Below are 15515 nucleotides of genomic sequence, written 5' to 3'. Positions count from 1 at the left end.
TGAAACGCCGTAGCGCCGATGGTAGTGTGGGGTCTCCCCATGTGAGAGTAGGGAACTGCCAAGCATTAAATAAGACGAGAAAGCCAACCCACTGGGTTGGCTTTTTTGCATTTAGAAGATCGTATTTTACCTTGAGTCATGCTAACACTTTTTTATAGTTAAATATCAATTTCAATAAGAGAGCAACTAAGTAATATTTTTACTCCATCGAGTAAACTGCTCTATACCAAGAGCCATTAATATATGGCAGAACCATGCACTATAGTTTTCAGGATGTTTTTCTACATCATGATAAAGCTCGTTTAATGAAATCCAACGATGATCCATAACTTCATCGGGATGACACTGCGGTGTTTTATCACTAAAGCCTAAAAAAAGATGATCAAACTCATGCTCAATAAGATCATCCGTGACTTTCTCATTATATAAAATCGTACCAATAGGTTGCATATCACACTGCATACCTAATTCTTCATTTAAACGCCGATGTATTGCTTGTGATAGAGGTTCATTGGGTAAAGGATGGCTACAACAAGTATTCGCCCATAGACCACCAGAGTGATATTTAGTCAGTGCTCGTTGCTGGATCAGCATTTGTTGCTTAGAATTGAAAATAAATAATGAAAAGGCTCTATGCAAGGCACCAGTAATATGTGCCTCCAGCTTGGGCATGGTTCCTAGCTCATTGTCATTTTTATCAACGAGGATCACGGCGTCTTTCACAAAAATCACCTTGGTAAAAATAAAAGAAAGTTATAACGCGAATATACCATGCATGTATATCAAATAATGGTTAATTGTGTTGTTCCTTTAATGGTATTAGTGGGTAACGCTACTGATAACATCATAATATAGTTGTTTAGTTTTCTAGGTTTAATTGAAGTTTTAAGGGAAATTATCTTCTTTACGATAAGCTATCTTGCCATTCTATAAAATTTATTATTTTATTAACATGTTGTTTTCTTTAAACTAAATAGAATATATTGATAATATCTATTACAGAGTTTACTAGATTCGAATTCTGATGAGGGGTAAGATAAATGTTAATTCTGCTACTTACTGTAGCAAAATCTAAATAAAGGAATTTAGTTATGTCTTCTATATTACCTCGCTCTGTAACATCCCCTAAAAAATTCTTTATTGGTAGTCAATTACTTGCTTCTGTTGGTAATTATATGAAAGATTTCGGAGATAATGCTTTTATTATCAGCGATGAATTTTTCCTAGAAAAAGTAAATAAAGAAGCTTTGTCGTCAATTAAAGAAAATGGGCTATCTGGTTTCGTTGAAAAATTTAATTACGAATGTACAGAAGCTGAAGTGGATCGCTTGGGTAAGATTGTTGTTGAAAATAAAGCGAATGTTATTATCGGTATCGGTGGTGGTAAAACATTAGACGTATCTAAAGCGGTTGCTTATTATCATCACCTCCCTGTTATTTTATTCCCAACGATTGCTTCTACAGATGCACCTTGTACAGCACTTTCTGTTCTTTATAAAGAAAATGGTGAATTTGATAAATACTTATTCTTACCTCAGAACCCTGATATGGTGATTGCGGATACCGCGATTATTGCTTCTGCACCACAACGCTTCTTCTCTGCAGGTGTCGGTGATGCTTTAGCCACTTATTTTGAAGCACGTGCTTGCTATCAAGCTGATGGACTTAATTTAGTTAATCAACGTCCATCACGTACAGGTTTAGGTCTAGCACAATTGTGTTTTGAAATATTGAGTGAAAATATTGATAAAGCAATGGATGCTGTGCGCCATAAAATTACCACACAAGCTTTAGAGCAAACTATTGAAGCGACTATTTATTTAAGTGGTGTGGGGGCTGAAGCAGGTGGTTTAGCAGCCGCTCATGCGGTCAATAATGGTATGTCTGCAGTTGCTTCCTTACATCATGTGCAACATGGTGAAAAAGTGGTATTTGGATTATTAACACAATTAGTGTTAGAAAATGCGCCACAAGAAGAAATTGATGAAGTTATTCGTATTATCAAAGCGGCTGAATTGCCATTAACGCTTGAAGATATGGGAATGAAAGAGTTTATTGAAAGTGAATGGCGTAATGTAGCGAAAATTGCTTGTGCAGAAGGTGATACCATGGGCAATATGCCGATGAAAGTGACTGAAGAAGATGTCTACAACGCAATGATTGCAGCGAATGCATTAGCGCATCGCTATAAATAATCTCAAGTATTTTTTTTTAATATCAAACCCCAAATAAATTGAATTTGGGGTTTGATTTTAATCTAAAGTTGGGTTCATCTGTGCCAGATCAAATGGTGTAATTTGATAAACATAATAATTTAGCCAATTTGCAAAGAGTAAATGTCCATGACTACGCCAAGATACAAGAGGTTTTTTATTAGGATTATTATCGGGAAAATAATTTTCAGGTAGTTGTGGTGCTAAACCAGCTTTAACATCACGATGATATTCGTCAGCTAATGTATTGGGATCGTATTCTGGGTGACCTGTGGCAAAGACAACACGTTTATCTTTAGATGCGAATAGGTAAGCCCCTGCTTGCTCTGATGTTGCTAATATTTCTAAATCTGTATTTTGTTGAATAAACTCAACAGGAAAACCAGCATAACGTGAATGAGGGGCGAAGAATGTTTCATCAAACCCACGAGTCAATAACGCGAAAGGATCACATGTTGTATGACGATATACCCCAGAAATTTTTTGTTTTAAGGTATATTTAGGTAAGTCATATAAAATATTTAGGCCCGCTTGAGCGGCCCAGCAAATAAAAAGTGTTGAAGTAACATGCTCTTTTGCCCATGTAATGATTTCTTTTATTTCCTCCCAATAAGCCACATCTTCAAATTCAACTAAACCTAATGGTGCTCCCGTTACAATCAAGCCATCAAAATTCTGTTCTTTAATTTGGGCAAAATCACAATAAAAAGTATCAAGATGCTCAACAGGTGTATTTTTGGGAACACGAGAATCAATACGCAATAATTGGATATCAATTTGTAATGGACTATTAGAGAGCAACCGTAGAAATTGATTTTCTGTTTCTATTTTTTTGGGCATCAGATTGAGTAACAGTACTTTTAAAGGACGAATATCTTGAATACTCGCTCTACTTGATGTCATGACAAAGACATTCTCATTGCGTAAACAACTCACTGCGGGTAGTTCGTCTGGTACTCTGATCGGCATCTCAATAACCTCTAAAAAACATCTAGACATCTAGAAGCCTGAATTTAGCCAATTCAGATCTAAAAGTCGAGGTGTAGATGCTGTATATGAAGAATATTCATATAAGTAAATGTTATAAGCCGAGCTTTATGTGATCTTCGCATGATTTTAGTTTGTTTAATCATTCAACAAACCAAGATCCCTCGAGTTATTTTTGAAATAGCCATTTTTATTCAGCCAAAAAACATTGGTGTAATCACATTGTTAAAAAATGTTTAAATAAAAATGGAATTCATTTTTGATTTTTGTAAAAACTGCATTAATCTTAATCAGGTGTGTAAAAGATTTTAGGGGAATGCAGAATGTTACAATCATTAACTACAGAAGCATTAAGCTTCACAAAACCTTTTGGGATAGCTGAAAAAGAGATATTAAATCATGATGTTGAGTCATTTTTGACTGATTTGGTCAGTCAGTTTTCAGAACGTCGTGACACCTTATTAGCAGAAAGAGAAATTTGGAAACAAAAAGTGGATAATGGAATACTTCCTGATTTTATTTCAGAATCAGATTCCATTATAAACTCAGAATGGAAAGTGAATCCAATTCCTAAAGACTTGCAAGATCGTCGGGTCGAAATTACAGGCCCCGTAGATCGTAAAATGGTGATCAATGCATTAAATGCTAATGTAAAAGTATTTATGGCAGATTTTGAGGATTCACTTGCCCCGACATGGGATAAGGTTATTGATGGCCAAATTAATTTACGTGATGCTGTCAAAGGAACAATTTCCTATACCAATGAGCAAGGCAAGTGCTATCAACTAAAAGCATCGCCTGCGGTGTTAATTGCTCGAGTCAGGGGATTACATTTGCCAGAGAAGCATGTGCTATGGCAGGGAAAACCTATTCCTGGGTGCTTGTTTGATTTTGCCTTATATTTTTACCATAACTATAAAGCATTACAGGCAAAGGGCAGCGGGCCTTATTTTTACATTCCTAAATTACAAACTTGGCAAGAGGCAAAATGGTGGAGTGATGTTTTTCATTTCACTGAAAAACGCTTCGGTTTAGCCAGCGGAACTATTAAAGCCACAGTATTAATTGAAACTTTACCGGCGGTATTTCAAATGGAAGAGATCTTATTCCATATGAAAGAGCATATTGTGGGCCTTAATTGTGGACGTTGGGATTATATCTTTAGCTATATCAAAACGTTGAAGAATTACCCTGATCGCGTGTTACCGGATAGACAGGGTATTACTATGACTCAACCTTTCTTAAGTGCTTATTCCCGACTACTTATTCAAACTTGTCATAAACGTGGTGCATTTGCGATGGGAGGAATGTCTGCTTTTATCCCCAGTCGCTCTGCGGAGCAAAATGGTGTCATTTTACAAAAGGTATTTGAGGATAAAGAGCTTGAAGCAACTAATGGCCATGATGGTACTTGGATAGCTCACCCTGGATTAGCCGAAACGGTGTTATCTGCGTTTGATGCGGTATTAGGAGAGCGAGCAAACCAACTTGATGTACAACGTAATGAAAAGATCACCGCAGAAATGTTATTGGCCCCTTGTGAAGGTGAAAGAACCGCAACAGGAATGAGAGCGAATATCCGCGTTGCTGTGCAATATATTGAAGCGTGGATCTCAGGTAATGGTTGTGTACCTATTTATGGGCTAATGGAAGATGCCGCCACGGCAGAGATATCTCGAACCTCTATTTGGCAATGGATCCGTCATCAAAAACCATTATCGGATGGACAGATTGTAACAAAAGCGCTTTTTCGCAACATGTTGAAAGAAGAGCTGGAGGTAATTCGCCAAGAAGTGGGTGATACCCGCTTTGAGCAAGGTCGTTTTAAAGAAGCAGCAACCTTAATGGATAACATTACTACCCAAGATGAATTAGTCGATTTTCTGACTTTACCGGGTTATCAACTTTTAAATTAAAAAAGATACGTCATAACGTATTTATAAACTGCAAATATAAAACATCATCACTACCAGATTTATAGGAGTTATTTTATGTCTATGAGTAGATCAGAGCAGATTGCCCAATTAGAAAAAGAGTGGGAACAACCTCGCTGGAAAGGGATCAAACGTCCTTATAGCGCAGAAGATGTCATTAAATTACGAGGTTCCGTTAACCCTGAACATACCTTAGCAAGACGTGGTGCGCAACGGCTTTGGTCATCATTAAATGGTAAGTCGAAGAAGGGATATGTCAATGCATTAGGTGCTTTAACAGGAGGGCAAGCATTACAGCAAGCTAAAGCGGGATTAGAAGCCATTTATCTATCTGGTTGGCAAGTGGCAGCTGATGCGAATACTGCTGCCAGTATGTACCCTGATCAATCTTTATACCCGGTGGACTCTGTACCCAATGTTGTTCAGCGTATTAATAATACGTTTAGACGAGCTGATCAAATTCAGTGGTCAAATGGTATCGGCCCTCAGCATAAAGATTATATTGATTTTTTCCTTCCTATTGTTGCTGATGCGGAAGCGGGTTTTGGTGGTGTGCTTAACGCATTTGAATTAATGAAAGCAATGATTGAGGCGGGTGCAGCAGGCGTTCACTTTGAAGATCAGTTAGCCGCAGTGAAAAAATGCGGTCATATGGGCGGAAAAGTCTTAGTACCTACGCAAGAGGCTGTGCAAAAGCTGGTGGCAGCACGTTTAGCGGCAGATGTTTCTGATGTTCCTACCTTATTAGTTGCCAGAACTGATGCGGATGCGGCCGATCTCTTAACTTCAGATTGCGATCCTTACGATAGTTCATTTTTAACTGGTGAGCGTACCGCTGAAGGTTTTTTCTGTACTCATGCAGGAATTGATCAAGCCATTAGTCGAGGGCTTGCTTATGCCCCTTATGCCGATTTGGTTTGGTGCGAGACTTCCACCCCTGATCTGAAAATGGCGGCTAAATTTGCCGAAGCGATCCATGATAAATATCCCGGTAAAATGTTAGCGTATAACTGTTCTCCATCTTTTAACTGGAAAAAGAATCTTGACGATAGCACGATCGCCCATTTCCAAGATGAGCTTTCTGCGATGGGGTATAAATTCCAGTTTATCACTTTAGCGGGTATTCATAGTATGTGGTTCAATATGTTCGATTTAGCGCATGATTACGCTAAAGGTGAAGGTATGAAACACTATGTTGAAAAGGTACAAGAAAAAGAATTTGCTGCACTATCGAAAGGCTACACCTTCTCATCTCATCAACAAGAAGTGGGCACCGGCTATTTTGATAAAGTGACGACGATTATTCAAGGTGGTATGTCATCTGTTACGGCATTAACTGGCTCTACTGAAGAGCAACAATTCTAGTCCTTACTGTGATGCACTTTTGTGGTGATAATTCAGGAGCAGGATGCTCCTCTTTTTCATGAGGTCAGTTGATGACAACTGAAGACTTAGTCGCTCAAACGATCTTACAAGGCTTTGATGCACAATATGGGCGTTTTCTTGAGATAACGTCAGGTGCTCAATATCGTTTTGAGCAAGCAGATTGGCATGGTATTCAATTGGCGATGAAAGAGCGCATCCGCTTATACGATAATCATGTTGGATTAGTTGTGGAACAACTTAGATGTATCCGACATGATATTGATAAAGAAAGTGTTTTCTTACAAAAAGTCAAAGAGCGATACACACAATTATTACCTAACTATCCCCGTTTTGAAATTGCTGAAAGTTTTTTTAATTCAGTCTATTGTCGTCTATTTCATCATCGAGAGCTTAATAAAAAAAACTTATTCGTTTTTTCATCACAACCTGCGTATCGTTTTACGCAAGCCCCTCGTCCTTTATCAAGAACGTTTGTTATACAAAGTGATTTACCCGCATTATTGCAAGATATTTTATCGCGCCTACCTTTGCGTTTACCGTGGCAAAATAAATCGCGAGATATTCAATTTATTTGCCAAACGCTCTATGCGCAATTTAGCCATGAGGAATTACAAAATGCGGTATTTCACATTGCTAATGAGCTATTTTACCGTAATAAAGCGGCATGGATGATTGGTAAGATAGCGATAAATAATCAATTCATTCCCATGTTATTACCTATTCATAATATTGAACAGCACTTAGTTATTGATACCTGTTTAACGACAACAGATGAAGCCAGTATTGTATTTGGCTTTGCTCGTTCTTATTTTATGGTTTATGCGCCATTTCCTGCGGCATTAGTAACATGGTTACGGGATATTCTCCCTGAAAAGTCTATTGCTGAGCTCTATATGTCGATTGGTTGTCAGAAACATGGCAAAACTGAATATTACCGTGAATACCTTGCTTTTATGAATTTTTCATCGGAACAGTTTATTGAAGCTCCTGGGGTAAAAGGAATGGTGATGCTCGTTTTCACACTGCCTACTTACGATAGAGTGTTTAAAGTGATCAAAGATAGGTTTGCACCACAAAAAACAATGACCGCAGAGCGTGTCAAAGAGTGCTATCGCTTGGTGAAAGAACATGATCGTGTTGGGAGAATGGCGGATACGCAAGAGTTTGAGAACTTTGTTATTGATAAAAAGCGGATTAGTAACGACTTAATGGCGATCTTAGAACAGGAGATCCCCAACAAATTAGAAGATCTAGGTGATAAGTTACTGATCAGCCATCTGTATATGGAACGCCGTATGACGCCACTTAATATCTATATGGAGCAGTGTGACGATAAACAGTTAAAAGCCGTGGTTGAAGATTATGGCCAAGCACTTAAAGAGTTGATTGCCGCAAATATTTTTCCTGGTGATATGTTATTTAAGAATTTTGGCGTGACACGCCATCATCGAGTTATTTTTTATGATTATGATGAAATAAGTTATATGACAGATATGAATTTCCGTGCCATTCCTCCCGCCCGCTATCCTGAAGATGAACTGGCCAGTGAGCCTTGGTATAGCGTTGCTGAAAATGATGTTTTTCCTGAAGAGTTTCGTTACTTTTTATGTTGTGATAAGCAAGTATGTCATTATTTTGAAGCTCAACATCGTGATCTTCTTTCACCTGAATACTGGCAACAACAGCAGCAAAGAATTAAACAAGGGTATATTGAAGATGTTTACGCCTATCCACAAAGTAAACGTTTCATTGATAACGATATCGGTTAATAAAAAAGAGTAATAAAGATAGATAATCGAATGATATACCTATCTTTATTGGGTAATAATTAAAGCATTAAATTAATGTTGAGCGCCAGCAACAGCTTCTTTTGCTAGCTCAGTAATACGTTGATAATCCCCTGCTTTCACTGCATCACTTGGAACTAACCAAGAGCCACCGATACAAAGTACACTTTCCAGTGCAAGGTAGTTACGGTAGTTTTCTGGCGAAATACCGCCGGTTGGGCAGAAACGTACTTGTGAGAATGGTCCTGCAATTGCTTTTAATGCTTTAACGCCACCATTAGCTTCTGCTGGGAAAAACTTAAATTCATTTAAACCGTAACTCATACCGAGCATTAATTCAGAAACAGTCGAGATACCAGGAATAAGAGGAATAGAGCCTGCTACCGCAGCTTTTAATAGTGCATCGGTTAAGCCTGGGCTAATGGCAAATTGCGCACCCGCTTCTGTGACTTGGGCTAATTGTTGAGGGTTGATCACTGTCCCTGCACCAACAATGGCTTCTGGTACTTCTTTAGCAATGCGACGAATAGCTTCAATAGCGCAGTCTGTACGTAGTGTCACTTCTAAAACTTTTACGCCACCGGCGACTAACGCTTTTGCGACAGGTACAGCTTCTTCAATATGATTAATAACAATAACAGGAACAACGGGCCCTGATTTTAGTACAGACTCTGCACTTGTATTCCAATGATTCATCTTTATCTTTCCTAATCAGCAATGAAGAGCAAATAAATAGGCTTGCTCCTCATTAGGCAATGAAAACTTTATGTATTAAAAATCAATACAGCAAGCACCTTGTTCAGCACCTGATAAATGGCGACGTAAATTAACGAACAACTCACGACCGCAACCGCTATTGTTTGCGCTGAGATCAGGTATTTCAGTTTGGCGAGCTTCTAAGGTTTGTTCATCAACTAAGAGTGTTAATTCACCTGTTTTGCCATTAACACGAATAATGTCACCATCTTGTACTTTTGCTAATAGTCCACCGTTTACTGCCTCTGGAGTTACATGAATAGCGGCAGGAACTTTACCTGATGCACCAGAAAGACGGCCATCTGTGACTAATGCCACTTTATAGCCTTTATCCATCAATACCCCTAAAGGAGGCATGAGTTTATGTAATTCTGGCATCCCATTGGCTTGGGGACCTTGATAACGCACAACGACTACACAATCTTTATTCAATTCACCGGCGCTAAATTTAGCGGCAATATCATGTTGACTATTAAACACAACAGCAGGTGCTTCAATAATTTTATTCTCATCAGGCACCGCCGACGTTTTCATCACTGCTCGACCTAAATTACCTTCCATCACCTGTGTTCCGCCGTGTGAAGAGAATGGCTTATTGATATCGGCAATCACATCTTTATCTAAAGATTGTATTGCACCTTCACGCCAATCAAGTTTACCTTCATTTAGCCACGGCTCTAAGGTATAGCGTTCAATACCAAATCCTGCCACCGTATTGACATCGCGATGAATTAAGCCTTTTTTCAGTAATTCACGAATAATAAGAGCAAGACCACCTGCCGCTTGGAATTGATTAATATCTGCCGGACCATTAGGATAAATACGAGCAATTAATGGCACAACTTGTGATAATTGAGAAAAATCATCCCAATTAATCATAATGCCCGCCGCCCGTGCCATTGCCACTAAATGCATGGTGAGATTTGTTGAGCCACCTGTGGCTAACAGCACAATAATACCGTTAACAATCACCTTTTCGTCAACTAATTGACCAATAGGTAAATAATTTCCTGAGTTTTCTGTTAAGCGTACAATTTGTTTTGCTGCCGCTTCTGTTAATGCTTCACGTAATGGAGTATCTGGGTGAACAAAAGAGGAGCCAGGTAAATGTAAGCCCATTGCCTCCATCACCATTTGGTTGGAGTTTGCTGTACCATAAAAAGTACAAGTTCCCATACTATGGTAAGAGGCCGCTTCTGCTTCTAATAAAGCATTACGGTCGACCTTGCCTTCTGCATACAGTTGGCGAATACGCACCTTTTCTTTATTGGGTAAACCACTGGTCATTGGACCTGCAGGGACGAAAATTGCAGGCAGATGACCGAATGACAGTGCTGCCATAGTAAGCCCTGGAACGATTTTATCGCAGATCCCTAAATAAAGGGCGCCATCAAACATATTATGAGATAACCCTACAGCTGCAGACATGGCAATAACATCGCGACTTAGCAGTGATAGCTCCATTCCATCTTGCCCTTGTGTCACACCATCACACATCGCAGGCACACCACCAGCGACTTGACCTACAGCACCAACAGTATGCAATGCCGCTTTAATTTTTTGTGGATAATCTTCATAAGGTTTATGAGCGGATAACATATCGTTATACGCAGTAATGATGGCGATATCATTATGAACCATATTCTTAAGTAAATTTTTATCTTCACTTTGACAGGCGGCAAAACCATGAGCCAAATTACCGCAAGCTAACTGGGCACGGTGTACGGTTTGGCTTTTAGCAGCTTCAATTTTTTTCAGATAAGCGCGACGAGTTATTTGTGAGCGAGCAACAATACGTTCAGTCACTTGTTGTACGGTTTCGTTTAATGCGGCGAAGTTGTTCTGAAACTGGTCATGATTTTTCGGGTTCATAATAGTGCTTCCTTTATTCACACAGGGTGACGGCATTACTTATTGCTATAAGAAAAAATATAAGCGCTTAGCAATAACTTGTTACCGGTAACATTGTTACGGGTAACAAGCTCAGTTGCAATACTCTTAAACCAAGCTTAAACAACATCTGTGATCGATATCAATTTTTTAAGATGATAAGTAACAGTTTTTTAATATTTAACGGCTAAAAATGAAAAAAAACGATTTTTGCATAAGCTGAATCGTTTTATTTAAGGAGAAGCCTTCCTAATTTGTACATAAATAAATAGAAAGGCCTAGCTGGGTTAACTTTTTACACCACCATATTCACGGCTGATCTGCTTAGCCGCTTTTATCACCAGTGCACCTAATTCCGTAATGCGTGAATCTGTCATTCTAGATACGGGGCCAGAGAGTGAAATAGCGGCAAAAGGCTGGTGGTGTTCATCATAGATACAAGCGCCAATACAACGTAAACCTAATGCATGCTCTTCATCATCAAAAGAGAAGCCTTGTTTACGAGCTTGTTCTAAATTCTCTTTTAATGCGGAAGGTAAGGTTTTGGTATAAGGGGTATAGGCCATCAGACCTTTTTTCTGTAAAAGGGGGAGTAACTTATTTTCCGGTAAAGTGGATAGAAATGCTTTACCTGCACCAGATGCATGCATTGGCAACTTGCCGCCAATTGGGGCAGACATTCTCATTAATGCATTACATTGTACTTGGTCGACAATCACCGCATCAAATTCAACTTGATCAAGAATAGCCAAATTAACGGTTTCGCCTGAATCTTCCATTAATTGACGCAATATAGGGTGCACCATAACCAGTAGGTTACGGGTTTGCAGAAAGCTACTACCGACAATAAAGGCATGAGTGCCCACTACCCATAAACCTAAATCACCCACTTGGCGTACAAAACCATGTTGTTGCAAAGTAGTAAGTAAGCGGTGAGTAGTGGAATTAGGTAGTCCTGCTTGAAAAGCTAAATCAGTTAAAGCAATACCGCCTGGAGATTCGGAAATATATTCCAATAATGTTAAGCCACGGCTTAATGACTGAACGGGGCCACCTTGTGCAGTACTTTGAGTTGCGGGTGTTTTTGGCTTACGAGCTTTTTTATTGGTAGGGGAGACGGTCATACTTACACTCCAGAAATACTGTCCATATTATCCTCTATTATGACCTATATAACGTAATAAAACTCCTCTGATCTGTATATTTTTCAAAACAAAGCATATGAAAACAAATATTGATGTTATCGGATTATGGTTAGGTGAAAATCTCTCATCTTCCTCTTAGGAATCTTTGCAAAGAGATATGATAGGATAAAAAAACAACGAACTTGCTATATAACGAAAATAACAACAACACAATATTCTTTGGTAGAGGAAGCAATGTGACCATGATAACTCAGCAGCTTACGCAAGCATTAGCCAAACGTATCTTAGTCCTTGATGGCGCAATGGGAACCATGATCCAGCAATATCAGCTGGCAGAAGAAGATTACCGAGGTGAACGTTTTGCCCATTGGCAATGTGATGTTAAAGGGAATAATGACCTTTTAGTCTTGACGCAGCCGCAGATCATTACTGAAATTCATAATGCTTATTTTGAAGCCGGTGCAGATATCGTCGAAACAAACACCTTTAATGCAACCTCTATTGCCATGGCTGATTATCAGATGGAAGGGTTATGTGCAGAATTGAATGAAGAGGCTGCTAAACTTGCCAGAGCCTGTGCTGATAAATGGAGTGCATTAACGCCAGATAAACCACGTTATGTTGCAGGGGTATTAGGGCCAACCAATAGAACAGCATCCATTTCTCCGGATGTTAACGATCCCGCGTTTCGTAATATCTCATTTGATACATTGGTGATGGCTTATCGAGAGGCGATCTGCGGACTCATTAAAGGAGGGGTGGATTTAATTATGGTGGAAACCATTTTTGACACCCTAAATGCTAAAGCGGCTATTTTTGCGATTAAATGTGAGTTTGATAATCTTAATATTGAATTACCGGTGATGATCTCAGGGACTATCACTGATGCGTCAGGTAGAACATTAACAGGGCAAACCACAGAAGCCTTTTATCACTCACTACGTCATGCTGACGCGTTATCATTTGGTTTAAATTGTGCGCTAGGGCCAAAAGAATTACGCCAATATATTCAAACTCTCTCACAAATATCAGAAACTTATGTCAGTGCTCACCCTAATGCTGGCTTACCTAATGCCTTTGGCGGATATGATTTAGATGCCAATGAGATGGCGGAACAAATCAAGGAGTGGGCGCAAGCTGGGTTTCTTAATATTGTCGGTGGTTGTTGTGGCACAACCCCTGCCCATATTCAGGCTATTGCTCAAGCGGTTGATGGCATAGCACCTAGAACATTACCCGTCATTAAAAAAGCCTGTCGACTCTCAGGTCTTGAGCCTTTGGTCATTGATGATAATTCGCTGTTCGTCAATGTGGGGGAACGAACGAATGTGACAGGTTCGGCTAAATTTAAACGTTTAATAAAAGAAGGTAATTACCAAGAAGCCCTTGATGTTGCTCGTCAGCAAGTTGAAAACGGTGCTCAAATCATCGATATCAATATGGATGAAGGCATGTTAGATGCGATAGAAGCAATGACACGTTTTCTTAATCTTATTGCGGGTGAACCCGATATTGCCAAAGTCCCGATTATGATTGACTCGTCAAAATGGCAAGTCATTGAGGAAGGATTGAAATGTATTCAGGGTAAGGGAATAGTCAATTCGATTTCGATGAAAGAGGGGGAAGCCCTTTTTATTGAGCATGCAAAATTAGTTCGTAAGTATGGTGCTGCGGTTGTTGTGATGGCATTTGATGAAATAGGGCAAGCAGATACTCGAGAGCGAAAAATAGAAATTTGTCGGCGTGCGTATCATCTATTAACTGAAAAAGCTGGATTTCCACCAGAAGATATTATTTTTGATCCCAATATTTTTGCTGTAGCAACGGGTATTGCTGAACATAATAATTATGCAGTTGATTTTATAGAAGTTTGTGCGGATATTAAATCTCAACTGCCTTATGCTTTAATTTCTGGCGGTGTTTCTAATGTGTCATTCTCTTTTCGGGGCAATGATCCCGTTCGGGAAGCGATCCACTCCGTTTTTCTCTATTACGCTGTAAAAAATGGTATGGATATGGGGATTGTCAATGCTGGGCAACTCGCTATTTATGACTCATTACCGGATGAACTACGTAATGCGGTAGAGGATGTTATTTTAAATCGCCATGCAGAGAGTACTGATAATTTACTGGCACTCGCAGAGCGTTATCGTGGTACTAAAAGTGAGGAACAGCACTCTACGCTTGCGCAATGGCGACAATGGGAGGTCGAAAAACGCCTAGAGTACGCGTTAGTGAAAGGGATCACCGAATTTATCATTGAAGATACCGAAGCGTGCCGCCAACAAGCTTCGAGTCCTATCGAAGTGATAGAAGGGCCATTAATGAATGGCATGAACACAGTGGGCGATCTGTTTGGTGAAGGTAAAATGTTTTTACCCCAAGTAGTAAAATCGGCACGGGTGATGAAACAGGCCGTAGCTTACCTTGAACCTTATATTCAAGCGACAAAAAAAGCAGGCAGCTCGGCAGGAAAAGTGTTACTGGCGACAGTAAAGGGAGATGTCCACGACATTGGCAAAAATATTGTCGGAGTGGTGTTGCAGTGTAATAACTATGAAATTATCGATCTGGGGGTCATGGTACCTTGCGATAAAATCTTGCAAACAGCCATTGACGAAAATGTTGATATTATTGGATTGTCTGGATTGATCACTCCATCACTGGATGAGATGGTGAATGTTGCTAAAGAGATGGAAAGACGCGGTTTTTCTCTTCCTTTAATGATTGGTGGTGCGACAACATCGAAAGCGCACACGGCAGTAAAAATTGAGCCTAATTACAGCCACCCAACCGTTTATGTGCAGAATGCGTCAAGGACGGTCGGGGTGGTCGCTGCATTATTATCGGCCACACAAAAGGCTGATTTTGTCGCTAAAACACGCCGTGAATATGAAGTGGTACGTCAGCAGTATGCGAGAAAAAAACCGCGTACGCCTCCCGTTTCCTTAGCGACAGCTCGTGCCAATGCATTGCAGCTTGACTGGCAACACTATACGCCACCTAAGCCGAACCAATTAGGGGTACAACAAGTTACAGCCAATATTGAAACTTTACGTGAGTATATCGACTGGACGCCTTTCTTTATGACTTGGTCATTGGCGGGGAAATATCCACGTATATTAGAAGATGAGGTTGTCGGAGAAGAGGCAAGACGCGTTTTTGCAGATGCGAATGCCATGTTGGATAAACTCAGCCGTGAAAAATTACTGACACCGAAAGGTATCGTTGGTTTATTCCCTGCTAATCGCCTTGGTGATGACATTATTATTTACCAAGATGAAACGCGACAGCATGAGTTATTACGTTGTTGCCATTTACGCCAACAAACAGAAAAAAAAGAGTACCCTAACTATTGCTTAGCAGACTTTATTGCCCCTGTGGATAGTGGTCTTGCTGACTATTTTGGTGCTTTTG

At 39.7% G+C, this 15515-nt stretch carries 10 protein-coding genes; 5 read left to right on the top strand and 5 right to left on the bottom strand.

Going from position 1 to position 15515, the window contains the following annotated elements; translation table 11 throughout:
* Positions 1-186 precede the first annotated feature (186 nt).
* Positions 187-732 (bottom strand): isopentenyl-diphosphate Delta-isomerase, encoded by a 546-nt coding sequence (idi, locus tag ACYUCW_RS16835; protein WP_004245930.1) that lies wholly within the window; start codon positions 730-732, stop codon positions 187-189.
* A gap of 359 nt (positions 733-1091) precedes the next feature.
* On the opposite strand from idi, the gene ACYUCW_RS16830 reads away from it, so the two are divergent.
* Complete coding sequence (locus ACYUCW_RS16830) at positions 1092-2195, top strand: glycerol dehydrogenase (RefSeq protein ID WP_004245929.1); 1104 nt, start codon at positions 1092-1094, stop codon at positions 2193-2195.
* Positions 2196-2252: 57 nt separating this feature from the next.
* Here the strand turns inward: ACYUCW_RS16830 and metA are convergent, their stop codons facing one another.
* The gene (gene metA / locus ACYUCW_RS16825) at positions 2253-3182 is read right to left on the bottom strand and encodes a homoserine O-acetyltransferase MetA (RefSeq protein ID WP_004245927.1); all 930 of its coding nucleotides are present in this window, start codon (positions 3180-3182) and stop codon (positions 2253-2255) included.
* Positions 3183-3523: 341 nt separating this feature from the next.
* On the opposite strand from metA, the gene aceB reads away from it, so the two are divergent.
* From aceB to aceK, 3 genes are all read left to right on the top strand, one after another.
* Positions 3524-5116 carry a malate synthase A gene (gene aceB / locus ACYUCW_RS16820; RefSeq protein WP_460409089.1) on the top strand — a complete coding sequence of 531 codons (1593 nt, stop codon included), beginning with the start codon at positions 3524-3526 and terminating at the stop codon, positions 5114-5116.
* Positions 5117-5191: 75 nt separating this feature from the next.
* Positions 5192-6499: an isocitrate lyase gene (aceA, locus tag ACYUCW_RS16815; protein WP_004245925.1), complete on the top strand. Its 1308-nt coding sequence runs from the start codon at positions 5192-5194 to the stop codon at positions 6497-6499.
* 71 nt (positions 6500-6570) lie between these two features.
* A complete protein-coding gene (aceK, locus tag ACYUCW_RS16810; RefSeq protein WP_049202976.1) occupies positions 6571-8289 on the top strand; it encodes a bifunctional isocitrate dehydrogenase kinase/phosphatase in 1719 nt (572 codons plus the stop codon).
* A gap of 72 nt (positions 8290-8361) precedes the next feature.
* Here the strand turns inward: aceK and ACYUCW_RS16805 are convergent, their stop codons facing one another.
* The 3 genes from ACYUCW_RS16805 to iclR all read right to left on the bottom strand — a co-directional run bounded on the left by ACYUCW_RS16805 (position 8362) and on the right by iclR (position 12077).
* The gene (locus tag ACYUCW_RS16805) at positions 8362-9003 is read right to left on the bottom strand and encodes a bifunctional 4-hydroxy-2-oxoglutarate aldolase/2-dehydro-3-deoxy-phosphogluconate aldolase (RefSeq protein WP_004245923.1); all 642 of its coding nucleotides are present in this window, start codon (positions 9001-9003) and stop codon (positions 8362-8364) included.
* Between the two features lie 75 nt (positions 9004-9078).
* Positions 9079-10935: a phosphogluconate dehydratase gene (edd, locus tag ACYUCW_RS16800; protein ID WP_049202975.1), complete on the bottom strand. Its 1857-nt coding sequence runs from the start codon at positions 10933-10935 to the stop codon at positions 9079-9081.
* 305 nt (positions 10936-11240) lie between these two features.
* Positions 11241-12077 (bottom strand): glyoxylate bypass operon transcriptional repressor IclR, encoded by an 837-nt coding sequence (gene iclR, locus ACYUCW_RS16795; RefSeq protein ID WP_004245921.1) that lies wholly within the window; start codon positions 12075-12077, stop codon positions 11241-11243.
* 263 nt (positions 12078-12340) lie between these two features.
* Here iclR and metH point away from each other — a divergent pair.
* The coding region (gene metH / locus ACYUCW_RS16790) for a methionine synthase (protein WP_460409091.1) at positions 12341-15515 on the top strand (3175 nt) is incomplete at its 3' end.

The sequence above is a fragment of the Proteus sp. MB838 genome (genome assembly GCF_054767435.1).
This window is presented reverse-complemented; position numbering and strand designations above follow the sequence as displayed.